The sequence below is a fragment of the Halorubrum rutilum genome, from assembly GCF_024494565.1.
In genome coordinates this window covers 42,680-68,392 of record NZ_JANHDN010000006.1, presented here as the reverse complement: position 1 = coordinate 68,392, position 25,713 = coordinate 42,680, and the positions used below count along the sequence as shown (strand labels likewise).

Below are 25,713 nucleotides of genomic sequence, written 5' to 3'. Positions count from 1 at the left end.
CATGACGCATCAGGAGGCTCAAGCGCTGGTAACAACGATCAGGCTAAAGAGACTGCTAAGAGACCAATCCCAAGTCACGCAATTGGTCCAGCATTTTGCGGGTCGACCAACCGCCGGGTGGTCACTACTAAGTTACCAATACATTGCTCGTAACAGCTGCGAACTACGAGTCGGAACTGACAATAAGGCTCATTTTCTCAAGCGATTCCCGGTTTGGACATTTAGCTGCCGACCGCAGTGACAGTTTACGCGTCTAACTCGTCCAGCTTCTGCCGGATCTCCTCAAGTTTGAAATAGGATGCCACGGCGAGGATAGTCGTAGGCCAGAGTCCGACGAACTGTCCACGTTGTTTGTCTCCCCGGACGTAGTAGAAGTACAGGGCAAGCGCGACGGAGCCAATTGACGCGATCACTGCGGTGCCTAGTCCATCGGCGTCGATATCCTCTGCGATATCGGCCACTGTATCGTCTGTGTCAGCCATATGTTTGGTTGGTACTATAGCCGTAAAGACGTTTGCCCCAGCCGGTTCACCCATCCGATATCGTCGGATCTTGGTCCTGTTCTCCGGTGTCTAGCGCCGCATCGGGGTCGTCCTCGCTTCGTACGGTCTGTCGCGTCTTTTTCCACGTTGAGTAAACGTCCAGGAATGCGAGGGCGCTGAGCAGCACCCCGGCGAGAACCATCATTTTGTCCGCGTCGATTGTCGCCATACTGTCCCCTACGGTCTCAACAGGTAAATGACCCACCGGCGACACCAGACGGTGTCGGCTGGGACCCGCGCTCAGGTGCGTTCGTGCCGTCCGGTGGACCGGCAACTCACATCCTCTGAGTTGGTGAATCTGCTACTGTTGGGGATAACAGAGCTGCGAACACTCGACGCGTTCTCTGGTAGATTGATGACTCACCCACTGGCCGGGAAGTGCCACTTGGATCACCCCTGCGAGTCAGCAATCATACGCTTTTTTCAAGCGTTAGACATCGTAAGCACGCGTGAACGAAGGCTTATTAGTTACGTAGGTATTCCCTAGATGTTTTTCAATGCATACCTAAAGATAATTTCACAGCGATAGATATCGCCGAAGCAGGCCAACGGACACTCTAAATCAGAGCCGACAACCCGATGCGAATAAATTCAGACCACCGAATCCACCATTACGACGGGAAGTGCTCGCGACCGGACGGCCACAACTGCGAGATTACTGTCGAAGTGACCGTCAACCTTACCCAGGAGGGTGGATCGTCGACAAAAGGATGTCACAGACGTAATCGATGCGTGGGATTACGGTTCCTCGTTGAGGAGGGCGGCCCACTCGTCAACACGTTTGAGGCGTCCAGCGATAGTGACGTACTCGTTGTGTTGGACCACCTACCAACAGCGGAGATGATGAGCATCAGCCTTGAACAGCACAGTGCTAAAGGATTTCCTGATACAGTCTCCGACCTGTCGGTGTCGGGACGTGGAGACAACTAGCTGGGATGTCGCGTTCCGGCCGCACCCGCCAATTTGTCCAAGACGGCCGAGAAAGAGGCTACAGCGGCAAGCGTTAGGTAAGTTCAATTGTTCGATCGGTCCAGCTCCGGAGGCGGCGTAAAACCGTCTGTTCACGCTGCGACACAGGGTCGTCGCTGCCGAACTCGTCTCCCTCGTAAGCGTTGATGACGACACAATCGGCTTGGCTACAGTACCGCATGAGGGCGTCTAGGTCTCCCACCTCGTGCTGGAATGCGATCGTGACGTCATTGACGAATACGGCATCAGGATCAGGTGGTGCGTTGTCAAACCGGCGGTTGGCTCGTTCAGCGTTCTCACGGGCTAGCTTGAGCGCGTCTAACGTCTCGCTTCCCTGTGAGCGTGGGGCGTTCGCTTCGACAGGGTCGATCCAGACCTCGTCGGGGATCTCCACAAACCGGCACAACCGGCGGCCGACGACGCGGTCGCTTCGATCCAACTCGGGACCAAACTCGAAGACAACCGCCTCTTGTGTCCGGCCGTCTTCTAGCCAGTTCGCGAGTGTCCGTGCGGTGAGGCTCGTCTTCCCGATCCCAGACGGCCCGACAATCAGTGTCCGTCCGGTTAGCGGGACTTGGGTGTTGGTCATACTAATACCTCCTCCCGAACGTAATTGATGCCTAAGATGACCGTTGCAACACCGAGGACGAGCGCAAATGCGAGGACGGCCCCCGAAAGGACGTCAATGCCGCTTCCGATCTGCTCTCGAAGGAAATTCACCGCGAGCGTTCCGGAGACGACTAGCAGGCTAAGTCCCCCAACATTTGCGAGCGTGGAAGAAGGCTCGGACACCGCGTCGCTGTTAAGCAGATAGAGTACGATCGCAATGGCAAACGGTGTCCCCAGCGTTCCCAACGCAAGGACGAGCACAAGCTGACTGATAACCTCCCCACCGATGAACGCGCCGGCGACAGACCCCAGCGCGAACCCCGCAAGCAGAAGGCGATATCGCGTGTCCGAAACCGACGTTCCCCAGCCAAGCTTGTCTGCGACGAGAAATGGCGGAACAGCAGTATTACCACCGAGTGTGGAGACAGCAGCAGCACCCAAACCCAGTAGAAACAGCGTTCCAGCACTGTCACCAACCAACGGACCTAGCGTCTCCGCAGCACCGATCGCGGTCAGTTCCGGATCGGAAAGCACACTCGCGGCTACAAGGAAAACAGCGACACTATAGACGCCAAACGCCGCCAGCATCGAAATCCCAATATCGAGAGTAGCGAGATTGTAGTCTCGGAAGGTCCAGTCTCGGGCTCGCATCGTGTACGACTGCATCGTGATTAGCGTGATGTGAACCGCGCCGCCAAGGATACCAGCCGCGACCAGCCCGCTGCCTGTGGGTAACGATGGTACGAGGCCGGTCGCAGCAGCCCCGTAATCGACGGGGACGACCCACAGCGACGCGACAAACGCGAGAACGACAAGCGTCACCAGCGCCTTAGAGAGAAGTTCAATAAATCGGTAGCCTCGACCGGCAAGCCCCGCCGCAAGAACGACTCCCCAGATCAATCCCCAGATCCGGGGATCAACGCCGGTCAACGACGCCGAGACCGACGCGGCAGTGTTCATGATGACGAACTGTGCCGCGCCCGCGACGACGACAACATCGACGACTAGGATAACCGCCCACACCTCACCAAGGTGGGCCTCAACGACCCCCACGATACCGCGTTCGGTGAGTAACCCGAGCCGCATCGCGAGGAACTGTGCGACCGCACCCGCAGCCGCTGACAAGACAACAACCCAGAGGAGAGTATAATTGAAACTCGCACCGGCGGCGATCAAGCTGGCCATCGTCGCCGGCCCGGCGGCGATAGCACCGGCCACCCACGACGGGCCCATCTCACCAAGGTATTCACGTACTGTGCCGCCACCGGTGGACAAACGTCCGGATCGTTGGTTGCTCATGACTCACCACCGGGTTTCCCCTTCTCTGTGCGGCCTACTTTGCCGCTGATCCAGCCGAACTCGTCGGCGATCGCATACACCTCATAGAGGAACACAACAGAAACGGCCAAGACCGCGCCCCAGAGTAACAACGTGAATCCAGCCGACCCAATTACGGTCATTGGTTGTTCACCTCTTGGTCGTCGACCCGTCCGCCATCGGGTTGAGGGTCATCGAGCCGTCGGATATCGCTCGCAAGCCTGTCGAAATCATACCGGTGTGACGAGCGTCTAGCGAACACTAGCGTGCACGCAGTTGAGGTCACGAAGGCACCAGCAAACGACGTGAGATAGAGCCCGTCAGGAGACGGTAACATCGCACCAATAAGCGGGATCGAACGGAGCGCTTCAGCGATCCCAAGAGGAAAGGGAAAGAATGCTGTCCCAATCGCGAGGCCAGCAATACCACTTATAAGTGCGCCTCCCTCGGTGAGTCTGTCGGAAAAAAGTCCGTACACGAACGGGACCGCAATAGCCGCACCCAGGAGGTCGGCAAATAAAAAGAGCGCCAAGACGCTCTGTGCCATTTGGCTGACGTAGATTGCCGCGACGGCGACAACAATCGTGAGCGCCCGCGCGCCGAGCGAGAGCGTCCGGTCGTCGGGGTCATCAAGTAATCGCGGAAGATCTGCTGTGACAACACTTGAAAGCGCGTTAAATAGCGTGTCGACCGAACTCATCACGAGCAGAAGTGCGAGAAGCGTGACCGCGACCACGGCCCACTCCGGGAACGTCTCACCGAGAAGAGCAAAAAACGCTGTGGAGGGGTTCTCGATGGACGCATTGCCGGCGGCGACAACGCCGAACAGAGCAGCGAGTAAGACTATTACCCCGTTGGCAACAGTAGCAGTTCGGAAGCCCCGCGCAACCGTCTTCGCATCGGACCCTGCGTATATACGCTGCCACCACGTCTGATTGATGAGTTCGGCTCCGAAGATTGCGAGTGCGATGGCAACCCCGAACCGGACGCCGTCCGGGTTCATTGGGTCAAGCAGCGACGGATTGGCCGCGAGGATTCCGTCGTAGGCCGCACCCGTACCGCCGAGGGCAACGACCGCACCGGTGAAGGCAATGACCATCAGCGGGAGGACGAGTGCGACCTGGACTGTGTCGGTGAGAATGCTCGCACGTAGTCCACCGTACCCCGTGTACGCCAAGACGAACCCACCGACAAGGACCGCTGTCAACCACTGTGGCACGTCGGCGACGAGCGCGAGAGCTAGAGCGATCCCAGTGAGTTCGGCAGCGAGAAAGATGAACATATACAACACGCTCACGAGGAGGACGAAGGTGTACATCGCACTCCCGTATCGAGCATACGTGTACTCCGTGAGTGAATGACCGTTGGGAATCACTTCGCGAACCCGAGGCCCGATCTTCGAATACGCCAGCATAGGAAGCGCCTCCCCAACCGCGTAGCCGGCGACTGCTGCGATACCGAAGGAAGCCCCCGCCTCAGGTGCCGACAGCAGGATCCATACGCCCATCACCGAGGCGATCAGAGTGGCGGTCAGCTGTCCTCCACCGGCCGAGTTGCGGGCAGTGATGAGGTACTCGGCTGAATCAAACCGCCCACGGGAGGCGTAGATCCCCATTGCGGTGAACACGACGAGTGTCGCGATAGTGAGTCCGAGTACCGTCTTAGTCGTCACCATCGCCGATTACCCTCTGGGATCTTCTGACTGTACGCTGCCGCAAAGAAGTCGAACTCCAGCTCAACGGTACGCCGGAACAGTCGCTCCAGACCCCGTTGCCGCCGTGACCAGACGGTAGCACCCTCCCGTTCGAATTCGCCGGTAAAGGCCATGGCTGATGTCTGTAATTCACTTACTTATAACTTGGTAATACAACTTAGTAATCAAAAGTGATACCGACGCCTTCCTCCGCTTCCAGAGGATGACACACTATTAACAACGTACGTGACGATTATTAGAGCTGGATAAGACCAGAGATAGAAGTCGAATTGAAACCGCCGTTCGTCGAGTGGTCGAAAAGAGAAATCGCAGAGCGCGGCCTAGAATTCGGAGTGCCGTACGACATCACCTGGTCGTGTTACCGTAACGAAGAGCCGGCATGTGGGACGTATAATGCGTGTACATTCCGGCTCGAAGCGTTTCGGAACGCTGGGTCACATGACCCGATCGCGTATGCTGAGCGGCCGGTGTTTTCGTAACCCAGGAGTCGATTTTATTCAGAAGTTGATAATTCACTTTTGATGCAGTCAGCACTGGGGATAACATATAGACGTATAACCTCAATCTACTCACCCCGTGTCAGGACCTGTGTGCGCGAAACAGAGCGTGTAGACAGCAAGTTGTACGCTCTTACCCAATTCTTATCATCAATACTTTTCAAGTAGAGGTATGCCAACACTCACCAAGAGCGATCGACAGCAACTTCGAGCCGAATTCCATCGACATCTCGATGTCGGCCTACATCACGGTGCCCAGCTCGCCGTCTACGTTGACGGGGATCTCGTTGTGGATTTTGCTGGCGGAACGACCGGGCCGGACGGCGACGAAACGACCGCAGAAACGCGGCATCTCATTTTCTCATGTACGAAACCATATGCCGGCGTCGGCCTGCATCAACTCATCGAGCGAGGCGAGGCGGCATACGATGACCCGGTTGTCGAACACTGGCCCGAGTTCGCCATCGACGGAACACAGAAAGCCGAGATCACCATCCGGCAGGTGCTTAGCCACACCGCCGGTATCCCATATGGCGACTTTGATGACCAGCCCGAAAAATGGGGTGACTGGGACGCAGTTGTCCAAGCCATGGAAGATATTGATCCGGTGTTTGACCCGGGTGAACAACCCGCGTATCATACGTTCAATTACGGCTGGGTTGTGGGTGAGCTCATCCACCGTATATCCGGTCAACACGTCGACGAGTATGTTGCCGAACACGTATTCAACCCCTTGGAAATGGACCGCTCGTCGATTGGACTTAGCCCGGATGAAGATGACGATGTGGCTACCCTTGCTGGCTTCGAGATGTTCGACCGCTGCCGGGATGCCGGTGAAGGGTTAGGTATTCCAGCGTCCGAATCCGCAGACGCGTTTAACATTGAAGCCGTTCGACGTGCAGTTATCCCGGCAGCAAACGGGATTGGCACTGCGCGAGATATGGCGCGGTTTTATGCATGTATGGCCAACGGCGGTGAACTCGATGGCACACGCCTGCTAGCTGAGGAGACAGTTGCTGAAGCGACTCGGACCCACGCTGAAACGGATTCGGACGGGACACTCTCGCGACCGGCCCGGTATGCGCTTGGGTTTTGGACTGGCGGATTGGCGAATGACATGTTCGGATCGTTCAGTCGCGAGCGGATGTTCGGTCATGCCGGGCTCGGGAGTATTTTTGGCTGGGGTGACCCTGAACTAAACGTCGGCTTCGCATACGTCACCAACGGGATCCGCGAAGAATCGTGGGAGCATGCCGCTCGCGTTAGTGGGATGTCCGATGCCGTCCGGTTAGCGCTCTATGAGTGAGGTATCGTAGCGGTCGGCCCTCCAGGAACCGGCATCTCCGGGCTATCTTTATCGCGATGGAGGGGCTCATACTGAAGTCAATACAAGGAGTAACTACGTCGGAAGTCCAACTGTGTGTTCCAACCGCCACTCGTTATCCAACACTGCCTCTTTGTCGTCTGTCCCACCAGTCGTCACCACTCCGAGGTGGAACAACTGATACTTAAATTGGAAGTGAATCCCCGATTTGTAGATCCTCGGGTCAGTAAGCACAGACTCGTCAATATCACCAGCTGCGGTGAGCACATCGTTCCGCCGATGCTGGGTAAAAAACACCTCAACAGCGAGCGGCTGGTTGATATGGGTTGCTTCGAGCGCCATATCAGCGATCGTCGCATCACGAACCCCCTGATCGTGGAGTCGTTCGAGTGACTCAACAATCAGCCGAGTTGGTTCGTACTGAATCGCAACTGACCGTGCGAGTTGCGCCCATCGCGGTGCGAGTTCGGTGAATCGGGTTGAGCGACCGGTCCAGCTATCGAAGATCTCAAGCGCAGCTGTGACGCCTCCATGTTGGTCGCGAGCGAAGCGAACAACCTCAGCACCGAGGTGTGTGAGTGAGTCCCCGTTTGGCTGGGCATCAACGAGGTTCAGCAGAATCGCGCCGCGCCGCCCATCAGAAATGGCGTTGATAACGTTATCGGCGTAGACAACGTCTGTGTCACCATCGGCGGCAATCGCAAGTGCGTACCCGAGGTAGTTTTTCGGGTGATTCACTGGGAAGCTGCCATCGGTGAGTCGATGCGTCGTGGCTTGGAGTCGCACCGCATCGATTGTTGTGGAGAACTCACCAGCTCCAGTAACACGGGCGGGTTCGACGAGACGTGTTGATCCTGTATCGTCGACGGCGATGACACCAACGTTCAGGTTCCGTGCATGTGCACGTGCCGCGTCGGTAATGCTAGCGGCCGGCGCAGCAACGTATCCAAGGTTGACTTCTGGGAGATGGGCGTGAGTTTGCGTGATGCCGCGAGCGACATCTGCGTCGCCCGGGTCGGAGTTGTGGCCTTTCGCCTCAACCACCGTCACTGGCGTCGTCGCTGCATCACCATTCAGTACCTCCGTTGCCGGCATGCCGACGCCGAGTAAGTCGGGCTCGCCGGCGGCGAGTCGGAGCGTGTTGTACGGCGCGAGCCGCTCGCGAAGTGTATCAGGAATTGTCCACCCACCCCATGTCGATTGCGTGAACTGCGTCTCCGTGACCGCATATTGATCCGGACTTGTGTCGATATCCGGGTATAGGGTGTCTTTCGCGGCAGCAAGCACCGTTGGCTCGGCAAGCGTGACTGCCATTGTACTGTCCATCAGCGGGTTGATGATATAGTTGGGGGCGCGGCAGGTAATTAATCACGATAAGGAGTACAGGTGTATGAAACTACCAGCTGCAGCACTCACTGGGAGACAACAGATCAGTCAGGGTAACGAGCTAGATAGTACGGATGAATCCACTCTGAGGCGGGTTTTATATGTGTGATATGCGAAACAACGGTATGTGCGACTCGGCGGCACCAAGCGCCTCCGTCTCGCTGTCTGAGCCGACTGACATTCCAGCCGTATTGAATCGAGTTGGTGTCGATTATGTTGATGTGCACAATCAGCGGCTGTTAGCGATTTATCAGACCGGTATCTTCAACGTGACAACCGAACCTGAGCCGGTATCGAACGCGCACACACTCAAGATCGAATGCTGGGAAGCCCCGCTTCCGTCTCGTGGAGGCGAGCAATCACCACAGGAGCTTCTTGACGAGTTCGCCGCGCTGTTTGATCACAGCGAGAATTCCTAAGCGGTCTATTGGATCACTCGCTTGAGACGAGAGTGACCAACCGAGAGTGTCGGGAACACTAGACTCAAGTTATCTACCACGTATTACGGTAAACACAATTTATGGAAATTTCTGAGACACTCCAGACATTGTACACTGCGACTGTCGAGCAAGATGATGGAACGTATCAGATCACAGTACCAGACCGCGAGATAGCCACTGGGACAATTACTGAGGGTGAGACATACCGTGTTGCACTTATTTCGACGTCAACGTCAGAGGCTACCGATACAGAGACGACTGACACCATCCAGCCTACTGATCAAGAAAATGAGCAAGAAGAATACGACGGGCCACCGGTTGAGGAAGGTGAACAACGAGAAGTTGAAATCGAGAACCTCGGTGATCAAGGCGATGGGATCGCGAAAGTTGAGCGCGGCTACGTTGTGATTGTCCCTGAGACGGATATCGGAGATTGTGTCACCGTCGAGATGCGACAGGTGCGCGAAAACGTTGCGTTCGCCGACGTCGTTGATCGCAAACCGCGTGTAGAAGTCTAGGACGCGGAAATGGGCATGGACAAGTTCTTCGAAACGACTCCCACCTGAGAGGGAATCGACCACTGAAGAGCACGTCCAAACCAGGATTGGGGAGACTTGTTCGAATCCTCAACCAGTGATATGGCTTTGGAGCCGTGCTAAAGAGCGCGCGCACACTACAGACGGACCAGAGGTAAGTGAACGCTCGTCGCACTCGGCGTGTGAACAACAGGCCATCCGCTACCGGTCGTAAACCTATTCGTGATATTCACAAAATATTTTATTGACTGTACTGATCTGTGACATATGTTCGGTTGGGCCCCTGAAAGCCCGCGGCCGCGGGCTGCCGCTGCTTCGCTTAGTGCGGTGTTCGGTGTCTGGTTGATTTACACCTTTCTACGCACTCCACAATATACTCAGACACCCGACCCACGTGTTGTCCCGATAAATGGGCTTCACTGGTTGGCTCTTGGCATTACTGCTGTGTTAATATCGGCATCTCTCGTTTACACACTCGGCCAACAGTTTGACCCCGTCAATGCCGATCCTGCTGATTCCGAGGCGGACAGCAGATCCACACCGATTGAGAACCTCCGTCAGCAATACGCAACGGGAAATATCTCTGACACGGAGTTTGAACACAAACTGGAGCGGTTAATTAAAACCGAGGATATCTCTTGGGTTAGTCAGCCGAAATCGGTATCAAAACGTAATGAGAACGTGTCACACTCACAAACTGATTCTGCGTCTTCGTCAGAATTAGCCGAAGAGGAAAGCTACTGAGCTGATTCTTTGGAGAAAGCACAAATCAATCCTGATCGTCTCGGAGAAGCAGTAATAACAGCCATCTATGATAGAGCTCTGTATCTTACACCCGGCTTCCGGCAAGTCCACGGTAGGTCACTTCGGTACATGCAGGATGCAGAGCGCGAATGAGATACGAACCGAGGCCGATCAACGGGAGAGAGTGATCAGTCAGTATGGGTCACACACCTACCGCGCCCAGCGACTACTTCTCAGAAGTCTACTAGAAACGCCGTGTAAGATACAGAGGATTGAGTTCAGCGTAGTATGGAGTGGCTGAATTCAACAGATTTTCGTGTTACCGTGTATCAATGGTGCTTCTATGGATGATATTATTCGGATTCTTCACGTCGATGATGAACCTGATTTTGCCGAGATGGTCGCGACCTTTGTTGAACGTGAAGACGACAGGTTCGAAATTGAAACGGTGACGAGCGTAAGTGAGGGCTTGGATCGCCTCGCCAGCGACAACTTTGACTGCGTGGTTTCCGATTACGATATGCCGGAGCAGGATGGGATTGAGTTCCTCGGAGCCGTCCGAGAGAGGCACACAGACCTTCCGTTCATTCTTTACACGGGCAAGGGGAGTGAGGAAGTCGCCAGCGACGCAATCTCAGCGGGCGTCACGGAGTATATGCAGAAAGAGAGCGGGACCGGACAGTATCCAGTGCTCGCAAACCGAATTAAAAAAGCCGTTGACCGGCGGGAAGCTGAGCGAGAACGAACCCGTCAACTTGAAGCGATTGAAAGAGCTCAGGAAGGTATCAGTATCCTTGATAACGACCACCACTATATCTACGTCAACCAGCGGTTCGCCGACCTCCACGGCCACGATCCAAGCGAGATGATCGGCGAACACTGGGAACTAGCTTATCCGGACGAGGATATATCGGAGGTAAAACAGGAAATTCTTCCGGCAGTTGAGCAAGAAGGATATTGGCACGGGGAAACAACGAGCATCCGTTCGGACGGGAGTACAGTCGTTGTGGATCACACGCTGGCGACAACCGAACGCGGTGAACTCGTCTGTACGGTGCGGGATGTCTCTGACCGGAAACAGCGTGAACAGGAACTCCGGCGGAAAACGAGTAGGCTGGAGGCGCTGTTTGAGAACTCGCCGGACATGATCAACCTTCACGATGCTGACGGCAACATCCTTAGTCCGAACCCACGGCTCTGTGAGAGGACCGGCTACGATGCTTCAGAACTCGCCGGAATGAAAGTCTGGGAGTTGGACCAGTCTATCGACCACAGCGAGGCGCACGCGCTGTGGAATCAGATAGATGTGGGTGAGAGACATCGATTGGAGGGCGCTTACCAGCGGCGTGATGGATCGTACTTTCCCGTTGAGATCCACATTAGCAGCTTCCGCTTGGAAGGAGAGGACCGATTCGTCGCGTTCGCCCGTGATATCACTAAACGTAAACAACGGGAGCACCAACTCAGACAGTACAAGGATCTACTTGAGAGTATCAATGATGCAGTCTTTGTGGTAGATCAGAACCAGAGAGTCGTGTATGCGAATGAGCAATCGCTTGCCAACGTTGGCCTCACAGCCCAAGAGATTGACAGTGAACCCATTATGCCACTTGTTGAGCAGTATTCTGATACCCGCTCGGGGGTTGTGGAATTCAAACAGGCGCTTAGGACGGCACTAAACGACTGCGAAGATGAGAACCCCGGTCCAGTGGAACTGACCGTGACTGCTGGCGAGTCGGCATCAGTCTACGAGCACCGATTCTCGCCCGTGTCTACGCGTCCGAAATTTGGGGACGAGGACGTGAGTAAAGCCGTGGCTATCGTTGCGCGAGATGTCACAGCACAGAAAGAACGAATTAACGCTCTTAAACAAATTGAAACACTATTTAAAAATGCGCAGGATATGCTGTTTATTATTGAACACTCAGATGATGAGTTTGTGATCAAGCGAGTGAACCACGCGTTTGAGTCGGCAACTGGGCTCTCGAATGATGATATCCGGGGGAAGACGCCGCAGGAACTCTTCGGCGAGACGCGTGGGCAAGATATTGTCCACAAGTATCGTCAGTGTCTCGAAACCGGACAGTCACTTAGTTATGAGGAGACACTCGCTGAGGAACAGGTTCCGAACAAGGGGTCACCGGTTGACGATGGACTTGTCTATTGGAGGACACATATCACGCCGGTTGAGATGGACGGCGACGTGGACTGGATCGTTGGTGCCACCCGCGACATTAATCAACAGAAACGTCGCGAACAGGAACTCAAGCGTCGGAACGAACGTCTTGACGAATTTACTAGTGTTATTAGCCACGAACTCCGGAATCCATTAAATGTCGTTGATGGGAAATTAGAACTAGCTCGTGATGACTGTGAAAGTGACCACCTAGCCGACGCAACTGAGGCAGTCGGTCGGTGCCAAGCATTGATTGATGACTTACTGACATTAGCCCGTGAGGACAGTCATATTGAACAGACAACTACAGTCGCACTGGCAGATATCGCCGAACAGAGTTGGCAGTTCCCTACGACCAAACCGGCGGATTTAAAAATTGAAACCCAGCAACACATCCAAGCTGATAGTAACAGGCTCCAGCAACTTTTTGAGAATCTCTATCGTAACGCGGTTGAACACGGCGGTGAGGACGTAACCATCACGGTCGGCGATCTTTCAGATGAGGACGGATTCTATTTCGCTGATGACGGTCCTGGGATTCATAAGACAGAGCGCACGGCTGTGTTTGAGGCGGGGTATTCGACCAGAGAGAAGGGTACCGGATTCGGCTTGCGGATTGTTAAGCAAATTGCTAATGCGCACATGTGGGAGGTTGCCCTGACCGAAAGCAAGGACGGTGGGGCGCGGTTCGAGATTACTGGTGTTGAGCACATAACGTCTTGAATACGCGCCCTGGGCCTTGTTTAGACGCTCGAATTCGCGCGGTTCAGGTGGTGAGAGACTGCTCGATGTTTCTGACAGCGGCTTTTAGGACGATCTCTCGAAACTGACCGAACCACGTTCTGGCTTTAACCGTCGAGCCGAATCGCTTGCGAAGCGCGAAAAATATCGATTCGACGATAGACCTCCGATGGTACGTTTCATCATCTATCCGAGCATTGTGGGCGGCATCAAGCCCATAGAATTCTCGGTGCTTGATCACCGTTCTGATGCCTTCGTCCCGCAGCATATGCCGAAGTTTGTCCCAGTCGAAACCTTTGTCGGCGACCACAGTTCCCAAGCGGTCGAGATTTCTCGAGAGGACTTGCCACGCGATCTGTGTGTCGTGTGGAAGGTTCATCGAGCAGTGTACGTCGAGGATTACCCTTGTCGAGCAATCCACGAGAAGCGTCGTCTTGACCGACTCAAACGTTCCTTTGACACGTTTTGCGTAGTTGTGGCTAGACGAACGATGGGCGAGGCTGGTGGAGTCAATCGCCTGAATCTCTCCAGTATCAAATAGATTCACCGACAGCCGCAACAGCACTCGCCAGATCCGCATCTTCAGCGCCTGCTTCCGGGCACAGACCGTGGTAAAATCCGGGAGTTCATCGACCGTCAATCCGAGTTTCTCCACGATATCAGGCATTTCACGGAGGATATCGAGGAGTCGTCGGTATGGAAGGTCGAGGTACTCGCGGAGTCCATGAAGAGCGACGATTACCCAATCAGCGTAGCCACCTTCCCCTTTCCTGACAGGCTGATTGCCGTCACTCCCGACAGCTTTTTGAGATAATGCCACACATCGGTCGGTGAAGCGAGCGAGTTTCGAGGGCACATCGAACTCTGCTCGCTTCACTTCCTCGAAATCCCGCCGTTCAGGCAATATTCCTAGCGTCTAAACACGGCCCGCGCCCTGTATCTCGCACAGCTGTTAGAATATCTCCCAGATCTGGCAGAATCCTCGACACTCAATGCGCAGGCACGTTCTGTCGGTTGGTTCAGGATTTGGCTGGGGGAAATAACGCAGTTTCCGTGAAGGCTGCATCGGCTGTATCGGTCAAAGCGCTACTGACGGTTGTCGGCCAGTTTGTTGAAACCGTACTAAATAGAGGCGTATCTGACGCGCTGGTATCAGGTCGCTGGGTTGGCAGTACCTACACGGAATCCAGTTTCACTCCCAGATCACCTCAATGCCGTCTGATCGGATTTGAACGGCATATTCGGAGACACCCGCACGGATTCTTTGTTTGTACGTTTTTTCAACGGGTTCGAGTATCTTGACGACGACGTTCATCGTTGGTGGGGTCTCCGGCACTGCCTGGTCAAATTGGCTCGTCTCACCGGCGTCAAGTTCGAAACCCTCCACGGCGAACGCGGACTTTCCGTCCATGAGCCGAACAGAGAGTTCCACTTGCCTGTTGCGACGATTAGTAACAGTGATTGTAGAATCGGTTCGAGAACTCGGACTGGAAGGTGATACGCATCCACTCCACACCAGCATACCAATTGCAGTGAGGAATTTTCGCCGGGTCATATTCACTTGGATCCAAATGGTGCTGCTATACTATTTTATGCTTGATTACTCCAGAATCTTCAACACAGAGAACACAACAAATCCTTACCGTGAACTACATTCGAATACTAGAGAATCCCATCATTCGATGGGCGATTGCGTGTCTCTATCTCGTGACGTCGTTGTTTCTTTTAATCGTGGCTGGTGACCTGCCGAGAATAGACCAAATCGTAGTGATAATCACCTGTACCTTGGATTTTTTATGGTCCCAATTGCGCTAAAAGAAATCATAAATTCAGCGCCGGAACAGTACTGAGATACGAAGTAGAGTCAAAGTGTCGGCTATAATCGAGTCAAGATATATTGCGAAGGATTTAGCTCTGTTAAAATACTCAACAATTGACAGATTTGCCATCGTGAATACAGAGCGCTTATCTAGTACACGCCGCGCTCAGTAGGTGTGGTCACACTTCTCAGCCATGGGTCGGGCATTGCCTAAATACTCACACGAGCTCTCCCTGTTCAGACATCTCGAACTCAAACCGTGCACCACCATCGGTTCCATCGGCTACAGACAACTCCCAGCCGTGGGCTTCTACGATTCGTTTTACAATAGTCAACCCGAAACCAGTGCCCCCCTGTGCCGACGTGTGTCCTGGTTTGAGCACCTCATCACGTTTTTCGACTGGAATTCCTGGTCCATTGTCTTCGACGTAGATCCCAAGTTCGTTGTGACAGCCGACACGAACGGTCACGTCGGATCCACCGTGTTCAACGGCGTTTCGGAACAGGTTCTCGAACACATGGCGTAACCGGTCAGGGTCAGCTTGAAAGGTCATCTCATCTATAATTTCGATAGTTGCGTCATCCGTGTCTACTGTCGCCCAGCATTTCCCGACGAGGTTAGTCAAACTGACCGACTCTGTTTCGCTTATTGTATCGCCTTGGCGAGCAAGTGTCAACGTATCCTCGACGATCGCCTCCATCCGGTCAAGCGCCTGTAGTAGTGGATCAAGATGCTCGCTTTCTCCCTGCTCAGCAAGGAGTGCAGCGCGACCCTGTGCGACGTTGAGCGGACTGCGCAAATCGTGGGAGATAACACTCGCAAACTCTCCGAGCCGCTCGTTCTGCTGACGTAGTTGTCGCTCACGTTCGACGCGTTCAGTCACGTTCCGAGTGACCCCAACGAGGCGAGTTATCTCACCATCGGAGACCACCGGCGCAAGTTTCGTCTGCCAGAATCGTGCTCCTTCGCTGACCCGGAGTTCCTCCTGATACGAGATCGGTTCGCCGGCCTTGACACAGCGGTGATAGTTCGCCGCTAACTCAGCGCCCTGTTCTTCACCGAACACGGCCTGTGGTGTCTGCCCCTGTACCTCCTCAGTAGTAATCCCAGTCTGGCGCTCGTAGGAGGGACTGAGGCGCTCAAACTCGAATCGGACATCATCTCCATCTTCCTCAACATTCATCAGAAAGATGGCGTCCTCCACGCTGTTCAAAACGGCTTCGTACTCTTCGGCAAGCTCTCGCGCTTCGCGTTCGTACTCCTTTCGCTCGGTGATATCCCGGCTGCTAAGCAGAATCCCATCGATGATATCGTCGTCAACTCGATTCCGCATTGTGGCCTCAATCCAGCGCCACGAGCCGTCGGCGTGGCGGAATCGAACTTCAACAGTCTCGGATTCGGAAGGGTTTGAGAGAACTGTCTCTAGCGCGTCGGCGTTTTGCTCTCGGTCTTCGGGATGAACGAATTCGAATCCCTCGTGGCCAACCAATTCGCCGGGGTCGTAGCCAAGAACCCGCTTGATGGCCGGACTAACGTAGGTTATCGTCCCGTCGGTATCGATGACTGTCGCGAGATCATTTACCTCCTCAACGAGCGTCTGATACCACACAGGCTTGTGTTTATTGTTCTCTCGGTGGGTTGTATCGTCATCCATTGATTATGATGAGTCCAGTACACATGTAAGCATATTAAAATCGTGCGTCATCTCCGGTGGAAGCACCACTCTTTGTTGTATATATGGAGATATTGGGCAAGATCTTGCTGAGTATACCCTCTGTATCGGTCAGTTCGCTACTCAACGACGTTTAGGAAGTTCCTACCCGTGATGGACACGACGTAGTGCATCAGCCGTTGCTGTCCCGGAAATACGGATGTGTTTTTCTGCAGTCGCCAGATCGCTCCAACCCATTAGAGCTTGGAGCGGCACGGGGGCAACGCCTTTGTAAGCGTGGTAGCTGGCGGCATTCGCTCGTAGACAGTGTGGATAGACACGTCCCGAAGGGTCGGCTTCGTCAGCTGTGGCCTGCACCCGCCTGTTGATTGTTGACCGCGAGTGGGGAAACGCATCGTACCGGTTAGCGAAACGTTCGGCACACAGTTCAAGTGGAAGCGAGAGATCAGATGGAATGAGCTGCGCCGAAGCGACAGTCTTCGGATGCCATCGAGATGTAAGCGCATCCGCAGTAGATAGGTCGTCGTTGTGGGTAATTTCCTGTTGGGCTTGACATCGGCAGTACCCGCACTGGCAGGGTTCATGTTGTGGGATACGAATCTTGCGGCGGTTCCAGTTCACCCACGCAGTCTGGAAGTATGCAATCTCCCCAGCACAAAGCCCGAGTCAGCCTGCGATGAGACAGATGAATCGTGCTTCAAAATCGTGTGGTGCCGGAAGGGCTGTATATGCTTCCAACAGGAGCTCGAACTGGCGGTCAGTAAGGGCATCTTCGTGAGTATGTCGAGTCGTGAGTGCTTGCCGATGCCGGTCAGCCCATTCAGTTCCAGGTTGCTTGTGATGAGACATGCCTAACCGTTCTCATGCTGGCAGATTGGGAGTACCGCCGAACCCTGCTGAATATAGAGTGCATAGTCAGCAACGATAGTCGGGTCGATTGCACCGCAGTCTGGGGCTTGTTTTCGGACGACCAGTTGGCGGTACTCACGTCAGTGATCACGAAAGGCAACTGCACTGCTCCCATCAAATGTCCGATTGCTGTCTAAAACCGTCAGTGCGGCGTGATACTCGTCGCGAACAGCGTCGGCCGCCACTGGATGGAGTTTCTCCCAGCTGCGTTCGAGCTTGGTGCGGACCCAGCCAGCTCCGTCTTCGACGGTCATCTCCCGGGTGACGTATGCCGCATGCAGTAATGACGGGACTGCATGAATGTGTGCCATCCCGTCACCACTTGCGACACAGTGTGCCGCCGGAGTGACTGGATCCGGGCCACAGCTTGCGCGGTGGGCTTTGATACACCGCTTCACCGTCGCTAGGCGTGTCTCCGTGATTCGGCCCCGGATTATCTCCTCTGCGATCCGAGCGCTGTGGTGGTGGTGTTCGTCGATGTAATCTGGATCAATTAGCGATGCATAATCGTGTAACAGAGCGGCGATAGTCACCGTATCGTAGTCGGCATCAAGTTCAACAGCAAGTTGCTGGGCATTCTCGACGACTCGTACCACGTGGTGTTTCCAGATACCTGGACCGAATACGTTCGTCTCACTGTGTGCGGCGGTCTTGACACGGTCTCTCAATTCGTCGATGAGGGTATCGGAGGGCACGATGAGAACTTCCTCAGTAAGCGAAAAATATCTGAGTCAACCGGACCGGAAGTGAAAGTGTTCGTCGGTTCATGGTTCCCGCTATATCGAGTACAATCACTTCCGTGAATCACTACCGAGAGATCGAACACGGCTCCCGGCATGCCGGGGTAGCCGATCCGAGTCAGCAGGTGCCATTAATGAGTCGTTGTGCTGACTGCAGTCTCTGTATCTCGGACACCGATCCTGTCAGTTATTAAAAATTTTAACAGGCTAAGGATTCCAACAGAGTTCATTGAGAGTGTTTTTTTACAGCCGTCTGCATTAATGATAACATGCGCGGTCTGCCCTCCACGGTACCGCACCAGTCAGCTACCGATCTGGTGATTATCACAGCGAACATGGTCCCCCTAATCGGAGTACTCTTCGGAGACTGGAACGTCTGGACGCTTTTGGTACTTTACTGGGTTGAGGCGTTTAGTACGGTCCTTCTTGGTGCGGTGAAGTCGTTGTTTGCAAAGCGGGGATCGCCTGATGTGGTTGGACAGCGAGAACCTCTCCATGAACTACGACACAAGCGAGGTGGCTGGCGTCCATTATCAACGCTTCCGCCGGTGTATCCACGAAACATACCGTTTGCGCTCTCAATCCTCGGAATTTGGGGATCTACGATTATGCCAATTACAGTGCTGTCGTGGATTGCAATCGAGACATCGATAGTGTTGTCGTGGGAGGTTGGTCTGAGCATTAGTGCGTTATTGATCGCACAGGTGATTGAATTCAGCGTTGATTACATTGGAACCAAACAATACGAGGAGGTATCCGCTCGTGAGATTCTGCAGCGACCGACACAGCTGACGATGGCGGTGATGATACTCGGTGGAATTGGACTGACAGCGGGCCAGTTAGCCGGTGTGGCTGTGCTTGGAGGGTTTGTGATTATGAAGACGATACTCTCGGTGTCATGGGAATCGACTGGACCGATTGCAAGCTCCCTGCAAGCACTTTTCGATCGGGTTTGCGACGACCGTGAACTCAGCCGTCCACAGCCTGAGCCAGAGCTTCCTGATGAGGCGGTTCAGGCACGAGTGACAGTTAGCCCGAAGTCAGTACTACTTGGAAGCATCAGTACGATACTACTCACAGTAGTCAATCGTGGCGTAGCGCTGCTACTGCTTGGAGTTGTAGCCGCTATCGTTACAGGAAATCTCGTGTGGGGCGGCGTTGGCTTCGGCGTGCTGGTGTGTGTCTTCGGAGTCCGTGTTGGAAGCTACTATCTCCGATACGGCACCATCGAATACCAACGACGCGGAGACGCACTGGTCGCGTACGATACCGTGCTTGATGCGCCACAGTGGACTGTGCCTGTTCACTCACGAGCACGATTTGAAATCAAAAACGCAATTCCCGACCGCTTGTTTGACACCGGCACACTAAGCATCTCGAATGTCGAGGCAACGCCAACAAACACAGTCCAGTTTGGCCCCGTCACAGACCTAGACCAAGCGATTGAAACGCTTGGCTTGCCGGTCCGACATGACGGACGTCCCGATCAAGATCCTGCCGTCGTGGGTGCTGCGCTCGTGTTAGCATTATTTTTTGCCGGAGTTCCGCTTGTGATGCTTGGCTCTTCACGGGTGAGCGAAGCAGAGGCGGCCGGTATCTTCGTCTTGCTCGCACCGTTTTTCGCAATTCTGATCGGGGTTCTCTTGTATGCGATGCTCGCTCGGATTTAGCAGGTGCTAAAATTCAGTAACCAAACTCTGTATATTATCACCGTGGTTGATAACAACTCAGCCACGAAGTGCATCAACCGGGGACTCGTTGGCAGCAGTCCATGCGGGGTAAATTCCGCTTAGAACGCTCGCAATCAGAGCGAATAACATCCCATAGAGAAGATAGCGTGAACTTGACCACTCCAATGCGAGTGTCGCGTCCCCCGTAAGAACCTGGAAGAGTGCGAGTCCGACCACAAGCGATCCAGCGCTGCCAACAAGGCCACCAACCGCTCCAAGAAAGGCTGCTTCAGTGAGAATCATTCTAAGCACCTCGCCCCGGCGCACGCCGACGGCACGTAGAACACCGATCTCGCCGCGACGCTCAATGGTGCTCATCAACATGACGTTCAGAATAGCGACGCTCGCAACGAACAACGATATCGAACCGATACCAAGGAGGGCGAGTTCAAGTGTGTTAGTGAACGAGGAGATATTTTCTTGAACGCTTGCGAAGCTCGTCGCGGTCAAAATCTCCTCGTCGGCATCGTTGAACTCTGTCTCGATGGCGTTTGCAGTTGCAGTACTCGCCTCTCCATTCGCGGCAATGACCGTCACTGAATTGTAGTATTCTTGCTCGCTAAGCGCTGATTCTGGGAGCACAAGCTCACCAACACCACTCGGTCCAAACCCACTTTCAGCGGCGATAAAACCACGAATGCGATATATTTGCCCCTCATATTCGACTGGGTCACCGAGTTCCAACCCTAATTGCTCAGCCGTCGATGCTGAGATCAGCGCCCCTGTTTGGAGACGGGTGGGTTCATCACCAGACGCAATATCGTACAGTGGGGCCGGATTCGTTACGCCGGTGACTTGCACATTCGCTTCTGCTCCGTTCCGCGCCGTGAGCTCGGTCGCATTCGATTTCTGTGGAATGACCGTTGTGGCGGGTGCAACGTCTCGTATCGTTGCTACTTGATCGTTGGTGATCCCGTCAGTCTCGATATCCTCGCCGGGGGAGACGCTTACTTCATTCGCGAGGTTCCCGAGGTTGGACGTCGCCTGCTGTTCAAGTGCGACACCAGTCATCCCAAGCGACGCGATTGCCATCACACCGATGACGATACCAAGCATCGCCAGGGCGGTTCGTGTTCGGTTTCGGCCGAGATTTCGCCATGCCATGAGCACGCTTGGGAATCGACGAAGGGACGACGCCACAGTCATTATTGGACGACCCCGTCGACGAGTCGCACAACACGATCAGCGTATCCCACCAGCTGCTCATCGTGTGTGATTGCGACGACAGCAATATTCTCTTCATTTTTGAGACGCGTGATTTCGTCAAGCACTGTTTTGCCCGTCTCTTGGTCGAGATTCCCGGTCGGCTCGTCTGCGAGGAGGATGTCCGGTTCGTTGATGAGTGCTCGCGCAATCGCAACTCGTTGCTGTTGCCCACCGGAGAGTTCGTCGGGGGTATGTGACAGTCGGTCGCCAAGGCTAACCCGTCGCAACAGATCAATAGCGCGGTCCCGACGGTCAACATCGGTGTCCCACATCGAGGGGAGTTCGACATTTTCCACTGCGGTGAGCATCGGCAGCAGATGAAAATCCTGAAAGACGAATCCTAGCTGTGAGCGACGTTCTTCGGTCCGCTCGTCTTCGCTGAGATCAGTAACATTCCGTCCATCAAGATGGACTGTCCCTTCGGTCGGGCTGTCAAGTAACCCGATCATGTTTAGCATCGTGCTCTTACCGCTTCCTGACGGACCTGTAACCACGACCATCTCACCACGTTCGGCACGAAAGTCAACGGCTTTCAGCGCCTCGATTATCTCAGCCTCAGTGTCATAGCGCTTGGTCACGCCGATGAGTCGAATAACGCTCATTCGCGATTCCAGAGCCAATAGAGCACACCGCTTCCACCGACTACCACAAACAGCCCAAGGATGAGTGGAATCAGCGGGAGTCCCAGCGAACCAGAACTACCATCGCCGGTTGAGGATGCAGCTGGCTGATCTTGACTCGGTTCGGGACTACTAGAGCCGGCCGTTGAGATGTCGATTGTCTGTGTGGTTGTGATCCGCTCATCGTCGACAATATAGGTGAGTTCAATTGGAAGCGTGTCTGTCCCGTTTGAGACAGATGAACTGAGTTCAAACGTTGCGAACTCACTCGCGTCGACGGAGCCGACAAAGAACTCCCCAGATCCGCCAGCCGGCGACACAGTGTCACTGTCCGGGACACGTACGAGGACAGATTCGACATCTGTTCCACCGATATTTGCAGCTTCGCCGTCAACTGAGATGGTTGTTCCTCTCTCTGTGATTTCAACGCTGGTTAATCGAATTTCGCCTTGTACCTGCTGATTGAGATCGACTGTACGAGTAACCTCATGACGCTCACCGCGGGCAGTATACGCTCCGGTGAGTGTGACAATATCCGAGTCGTAGTTGGCGGTGTCAAATGTAACTGATTCACTCTGGTTGGGTGTAATGTCGAACATATCCCGCTGGTCGCGTTGGGTTCCGTTGACTGAGGTCCGTATTTCGGCGTCAGTTAGCTCAACGTTCCCGTAGTTGGTGAGCGTGACCGTGGTCTCTCCGGAGCTGTTTGTGCTCGCTGCGATGCCGGCGTCTATCTCAGGGGCCTCCACATCGATCGTAATCGGGCGGTAGTACGCCCGCAGGTGGGATGTCTCACTTCCGTTTGATTGTGACGCCGCAGAAACATGCGCCAGCAGTTCCTTTTCACCCGCAGTGTCGAACGAGGTTGTAATCGGGATTGTCAGACTGCCGCCGGGAGCAATCGCGCCAACGTCCTCAACGCGCTCGTAGTGCTCGCTGGTTGTTCGCAGCATAATGCTTGAGACATCAACGATCGAATTGCTCCCTTCTTGATTCGAGATCGTCACCTCAACTGTGACCGTCTCACCGACTGTTGGGTCTGTGGGCGTGACGTTCACTGATGACACGTTGACTGCAGGGCCATTCGCAGCAACCACCGTGACACCGCTGACCATCGCGCTGGTTACTACGACCAGTGCGACAAACCCACGGATCAAGCGACTAGCGGTCATTTGATTGTGACCCGCATGTCGTGAATCCGGCTTGACTGGAGGGACTCGTAGCGGGGGACCAACCGTCTACTGGAGTGGAGGGGCGAATGCATCTGGCTAATATTTGTTTATCCTGTTAAGAAAAAGCTATGATCGCAGCGATCGGCGATCCAAGCCGCACCCTCGGTGTTTATTTCCGCGCATCAACAGTCTCGTGAACCGCCTCGGGGTCAAGCCCCGAGGCTTCCCGTGGTTTAGCTGGATATAGGCGCTAAGCCCCCACCCTTGACGGAGCGACCGAAGGGAGCGGAGTAGGGCGGGGATACAGCGCCGTCATCATCTGTTCATACAGCGATACGGTTGCAGGCCCACAGGCCCACGTAGTCGCAACGGCTTTGCATTGGGGTACCGTATAATAGTATGAACCCAATGGAATACGACCTCGATTCGGGAGCGCATTCGACGTATTCCCTGCATTACCACCTGATACTCACTACGAAGTATCGGCGCGGAGTGCTAACCGAGGAGCGAACCCAATTCATTCGAGGGGTCATCAGCGGGTTCACGGATAACTACGGTGTCGAACTGACGAACCTCGACGGCGAGGACGACCACGTTCACATCCTGTTCCGAGCGAAACCAACCACGGACCTCGTGAAGTTCATCAACACGGTCAAGGGCGCTACTGCCCGACGTATTCGGAACGAATACGAGGATGAACTGAAGACCGAACTGTGGGGCGACTCGTTCTGGAACGACTCGTACTGCCTCATCTCGACGGGGCAGGTGTCGTTGGATGTGCTGAAACAGTACGTAGAAGACCAACGCGAGTAGCGCCATGTACTACGCCTACAATTATCGTCTCAAGCCGTCCGACGCCCACCGCGAGGAGTTGGACCGCCACCGAGACATTTGTCGGCAACTGTACAACCACACGCTCTACCGCCTCAACGAGTACCAAGACGAACACGGCGAGCTCCCGTCTATGACCACGCTACGGTCGGAACTCCCCGACCTCAAACAGTGGTGGGACGACCTCTCGGACGTGTACTCGAAGGTGCTCCAGACCGTCGTGGAACGCCTGTTCGACAACCTCAACAGCCTCTCTAAACTCAAAGAGAACGGCTACGGCGTCGGGCAACTCAAGTGGAAGCCGCCACGGAAGTTCCGCAGTTTCACGTACAGTCAGTCTGGCTTCAAGCTCGACAAGAAGGGCGGTCACACTGTGCTGTCTCTCTCGAAACTCGCGGATATACCGATACGGCTTCACCGCGCCATCCCCGACGACGCGACGCTCAAACAGGTCACGTTGAAGAAGGAACCGACGGGCGAGTGGTTCGCCACGTTCGGCGTCGAAATGGACCGCGAACCGCCCGAACCGCCTGAGAATCCCGAGAAGTGCGTCGGTATCGACGTTGGGATTCTCACGTACGCCCACGACACCGACGACACGGCGGTCGGGTCGCTTGACCTCTCAGACGAACGCGACCGCTTGGAGCGCGAGCAGCGGAGGCTCTCGCGCAAACAGCACGGGTCGAACAACTACGAGAAGCAACGGCGTCGAGTCGCGGAGTGTCACGCCGATCTCCGACGGAAGCGTCGCGACTTCTTGCACAAGCTTTCAGCGTACCACGCTCGGGAATACGACCTCGTGGCGGTCGAAGACCTGAACGTGAAGGGGATGATGGAAAGTCCGTCGAACAGCCGCAACACGGCGTCTGCCGCGTGGCAAACGTTCCTCTCGTTGCTTGAATACAAGTGTGAACACGAGGGGACGCACTTCGTCGCGGTGAACCCGAGAGGGACGACCAAGGAGTGCGCGTCGTGCGGCATTTCAACCGACAAGCCGTTGTGGGTCCGTGAACACTCCTGTCCCGCCTGCGGGTTTGAGGCGGACAGGGACGCGAACGCGACGTGGAACATTCTCTCTCGCGGCCTCGAAGATGTAAGGAGTGGGATACTCCGAAACAACGCCTGTGGAGACTGCACTCGCTGTGGATACGTCCGTATCTGCAAAGCGCGTCGTGGAAGCAGGAGGCCCTACCCTCAAGGAGCGAACCGCGCAAGCGGTGAGCGAGTAGGGTAGGCTAGTTCACGTAGTGAACTACTCTGTTGCCGGCTCTACAAGGAGGTAATCGCTTTTTTCAGAGACGGCGTCAGCAGGCACGAGTATGTGACCGGCATCTGTCTCTTGGAATCCACCGGTGTTGTTCCCGTTTGGATCGACACGGAAGTGTTCGAGTTCTCCGGTTTGGAGGTCGGCAGTGACGTTGCTTAGTACACCAAGTTCAGCGCCAGTTGTGGTCATGACACTGTAGCCGCTGAGGAAGGACGCGAGGACCTGCTCCATACGGGTACATGTCTATCCAGTATAATAAATTTGGACGACGTATGCCAGTGAACTCCCACTATGCAAACAATCTAGGGAACCGGGGGATCAGGTTGCAATTGGATTAACAGGCTGGTGTGTCTACCCACTAGGTTTGATAATAAATAAAAGATGAAGCCGGACTCATAGCCAACACCCGTATTTTCGTAGGCTAAAAACTAGATCGTATGTCGACACGGCATACTGACGCTGTCTCGGCTGCATTCGTTGCACTCGTCGTATGGGTAGTCGGACGGCGACGTGGACTGACACCAACTGAACTACTCCATCCGATCCCATTTGTTGGTGGTGCCGTCGTTTCGATTCTCATTGAAATTGTATTCGCCCGATGGCCGGATCGTGCCGCCCGTTTCTGGAAGCAGCCACGAGTTAGGGTTGCGGCACCGCTTGGACTCATGGCCACGACGATATACGCCGGGAATCGTTACAATAGTACTGTACCGTTCGCAGCGACGCTCGGTGGACTCGCCGGATACTTCGG

The 25,713-nt window shown here is 54.8% G+C and carries 23 protein-coding genes and 2 pseudogenes; 10 read left to right on the top strand and 15 right to left on the bottom strand.

What is annotated here, in order from left to right:
• Positions 1-245 precede the first annotated feature (245 nt).
• Together NO900_RS13300 and NO900_RS13295 are read right to left on the bottom strand one after the other, a co-directional pair.
• Positions 246-482 carry a hypothetical protein gene (locus tag NO900_RS13300; RefSeq protein WP_256409702.1) on the bottom strand — a complete coding sequence of 79 codons (237 nt, stop codon included), beginning with the start codon at positions 480-482 and terminating at the stop codon, positions 246-248.
• Between the two features lie 46 nt (positions 483-528).
• A complete protein-coding gene (locus NO900_RS13295) occupies positions 529-711 on the bottom strand; it encodes a hypothetical protein (protein WP_256409701.1) in 183 nt (60 codons plus the stop codon).
• 410 nt (positions 712-1,121) lie between these two features.
• Between NO900_RS13295 and NO900_RS13290 the strand changes: the two genes are divergently transcribed.
• Positions 1,122-1,472, top strand: a complete 351-nt coding sequence (locus tag NO900_RS13290) for a 6-carboxytetrahydropterin synthase (RefSeq protein ID WP_379792284.1) — start codon at positions 1,122-1,124, stop codon at positions 1,470-1,472.
• 73 nt (positions 1,473-1,545) lie between these two features.
• On the opposite strand, the gene NO900_RS13285 is transcribed toward NO900_RS13290, so the two are convergent.
• The 4 genes from NO900_RS13285 to NO900_RS13270 are packed head-to-tail and all read right to left on the bottom strand — an operon-like array spanning position 1,546 to position 5,112.
• Positions 1,546-2,100, bottom strand: a complete 555-nt coding sequence (locus NO900_RS13285; RefSeq protein ID WP_256409700.1) for a P-loop NTPase family protein — start codon at positions 2,098-2,100, stop codon at positions 1,546-1,548.
• Positions 2,097-3,419 (bottom strand): NRAMP family divalent metal transporter, encoded by a 1,323-nt coding sequence (locus NO900_RS13280; RefSeq protein ID WP_379792282.1) that lies wholly within the window; start codon positions 3,417-3,419, stop codon positions 2,097-2,099. Before NO900_RS13280 ends, NO900_RS13285 begins: the two co-directional genes overlap by 4 nt.
• Positions 3,416-3,580: a hypothetical protein gene (locus NO900_RS13275; protein ID WP_256409699.1), complete on the bottom strand. Its 165-nt coding sequence runs from the start codon at positions 3,578-3,580 to the stop codon at positions 3,416-3,418. The genes NO900_RS13280 and NO900_RS13275 overlap by 4 nt, the downstream gene beginning before the upstream one ends.
• Entirely contained in the window at positions 3,577-5,112 is a 1,536-nt protein-coding gene (locus tag NO900_RS13270) for a sodium:solute symporter family transporter (RefSeq protein ID WP_256409698.1), read from the bottom strand. The genes NO900_RS13275 and NO900_RS13270 overlap by 4 nt, the downstream gene beginning before the upstream one ends.
• A 287-nt stretch (positions 5,113-5,399) precedes the next feature.
• Here NO900_RS13270 and NO900_RS13260 point away from each other — a divergent pair.
• Both NO900_RS13260 and NO900_RS13255 read left to right on the top strand, forming a co-directional pair.
• Positions 5,400-5,630: pseudogene (locus NO900_RS13260) on the top strand (7-cyano-7-deazaguanine synthase); the annotation flags it as partial.
• Positions 5,631-5,820: 190 nt separating this feature from the next.
• Positions 5,821-6,954: a serine hydrolase domain-containing protein gene (locus NO900_RS13255; RefSeq protein ID WP_256409696.1), complete on the top strand. Its 1,134-nt coding sequence runs from the start codon at positions 5,821-5,823 to the stop codon at positions 6,952-6,954.
• Positions 6,955-7,047: 93 nt separating this feature from the next.
• Here NO900_RS13255 and NO900_RS13250 read toward each other — a convergent pair whose 3' ends face one another.
• The gene (locus NO900_RS13250; RefSeq protein WP_256409695.1) at positions 7,048-8,286 is read right to left on the bottom strand and encodes a hypothetical protein; all 1,239 of its coding nucleotides are present in this window, start codon (positions 8,284-8,286) and stop codon (positions 7,048-7,050) included.
• A gap of 197 nt (positions 8,287-8,483) precedes the next feature.
• On the opposite strand from NO900_RS13250, the gene NO900_RS13245 reads away from it, so the two are divergent.
• The 4 genes from NO900_RS13245 to NO900_RS13230 all read left to right on the top strand — a co-directional run bounded on the left by NO900_RS13245 (position 8,484) and on the right by NO900_RS13230 (position 12,977).
• Entirely contained in the window at positions 8,484-8,777 is a 294-nt protein-coding gene (locus tag NO900_RS13245) for a hypothetical protein (protein WP_256409694.1), read from the top strand.
• Positions 8,778-8,878: 101 nt separating this feature from the next.
• Positions 8,879-9,316 (top strand): TRAM domain-containing protein, encoded by a 438-nt coding sequence (locus tag NO900_RS13240; protein WP_256409693.1) that lies wholly within the window; start codon positions 8,879-8,881, stop codon positions 9,314-9,316.
• Positions 9,317-9,601: 285 nt separating this feature from the next.
• On the top strand, positions 9,602-10,078 hold the full coding sequence (locus NO900_RS13235) for an SHOCT domain-containing protein (RefSeq protein WP_256409692.1): 477 nt from the start codon (positions 9,602-9,604) through the stop codon (positions 10,076-10,078).
• Positions 10,079-10,421: 343 nt separating this feature from the next.
• The gene (locus NO900_RS13230) at positions 10,422-12,977 is read left to right on the top strand and encodes a PAS domain S-box protein (protein WP_256409691.1); all 2,556 of its coding nucleotides are present in this window, start codon (positions 10,422-10,424) and stop codon (positions 12,975-12,977) included.
• A gap of 43 nt (positions 12,978-13,020) precedes the next feature.
• On the opposite strand, the gene NO900_RS13225 is transcribed toward NO900_RS13230, so the two are convergent.
• The 4 genes from NO900_RS13225 to NO900_RS13210 form a co-directional block, all read right to left on the bottom strand.
• Positions 13,021-13,851 carry an IS5 family transposase gene (locus tag NO900_RS13225; protein ID WP_256409836.1) on the bottom strand — a complete coding sequence of 277 codons (831 nt, stop codon included), beginning with the start codon at positions 13,849-13,851 and terminating at the stop codon, positions 13,021-13,023.
• 336 nt (positions 13,852-14,187) lie between these two features.
• The gene (locus NO900_RS13220) at positions 14,188-14,406 is read right to left on the bottom strand and encodes a hypothetical protein (protein WP_256409690.1); all 219 of its coding nucleotides are present in this window, start codon (positions 14,404-14,406) and stop codon (positions 14,188-14,190) included.
• Between the two features lie 626 nt (positions 14,407-15,032).
• A complete protein-coding gene (locus NO900_RS13215; RefSeq protein ID WP_256409689.1) occupies positions 15,033-16,469 on the bottom strand; it encodes a sensor histidine kinase in 1,437 nt (478 codons plus the stop codon).
• A gap of 1,007 nt (positions 16,470-17,476) precedes the next feature.
• On the bottom strand, positions 17,477-18,091 hold the full coding sequence (locus NO900_RS13210) for an HD domain-containing protein (protein WP_256409688.1): 615 nt from the start codon (positions 18,089-18,091) through the stop codon (positions 17,477-17,479).
• Positions 18,092-18,405: 314 nt separating this feature from the next.
• Here NO900_RS13210 and NO900_RS13205 point away from each other — a divergent pair, with 314 nt between their 5' ends.
• Positions 18,406-19,806 carry a DUF6498-containing protein gene (locus NO900_RS13205; RefSeq protein ID WP_256409687.1) on the top strand — a complete coding sequence of 467 codons (1,401 nt, stop codon included), beginning with the start codon at positions 18,406-18,408 and terminating at the stop codon, positions 19,804-19,806.
• A gap of 57 nt (positions 19,807-19,863) precedes the next feature.
• On the opposite strand, the gene NO900_RS13200 is transcribed toward NO900_RS13205, so the two are convergent.
• Genes NO900_RS13200 through NO900_RS13190 form a run of 3 tightly spaced genes read right to left on the bottom strand, consistent with a single transcriptional unit; the run spans position 19,864 to position 22,807 of the window.
• Positions 19,864-21,012 carry an ABC transporter permease gene (locus NO900_RS13200; RefSeq protein ID WP_256409686.1) on the bottom strand — a complete coding sequence of 383 codons (1,149 nt, stop codon included), beginning with the start codon at positions 21,010-21,012 and terminating at the stop codon, positions 19,864-19,866.
• On the bottom strand, positions 21,012-21,674 hold the full coding sequence (locus NO900_RS13195; protein WP_256409685.1) for an ABC transporter ATP-binding protein: 663 nt from the start codon (positions 21,672-21,674) through the stop codon (positions 21,012-21,014). Before NO900_RS13195 ends, NO900_RS13200 begins: the two co-directional genes overlap by 1 nt.
• Positions 21,671-22,807, bottom strand: a complete 1,137-nt coding sequence (locus NO900_RS13190; protein ID WP_256409684.1) for a COG1361 family protein — start codon at positions 22,805-22,807, stop codon at positions 21,671-21,673. The genes NO900_RS13195 and NO900_RS13190 overlap by 4 nt, the downstream gene beginning before the upstream one ends.
• Before the next feature lie 465 nt (positions 22,808-23,272).
• Between NO900_RS13190 and tnpA the strand changes: the two genes are divergently transcribed.
• Together tnpA and NO900_RS13180 are read left to right on the top strand one after the other, a co-directional pair.
• Entirely contained in the window at positions 23,273-23,677 is a 405-nt protein-coding gene (gene tnpA, locus NO900_RS13185; protein WP_256409683.1) for an IS200/IS605-like element ISHko3 family transposase, read from the top strand.
• Between the two features lie 4 nt (positions 23,678-23,681).
• Positions 23,682-24,924: pseudogene (locus tag NO900_RS13180) on the top strand (RNA-guided endonuclease InsQ/TnpB family protein).
• Positions 24,925-24,947: 23 nt separating this feature from the next.
• Here the strand turns inward: NO900_RS13180 and NO900_RS13175 are convergent.
• On the bottom strand, positions 24,948-25,193 hold the full coding sequence (locus tag NO900_RS13175; RefSeq protein ID WP_256409682.1) for a PRC-barrel domain-containing protein: 246 nt from the start codon (positions 25,191-25,193) through the stop codon (positions 24,948-24,950).
• Positions 25,194-25,713: the final 520 nt, after the last annotated feature.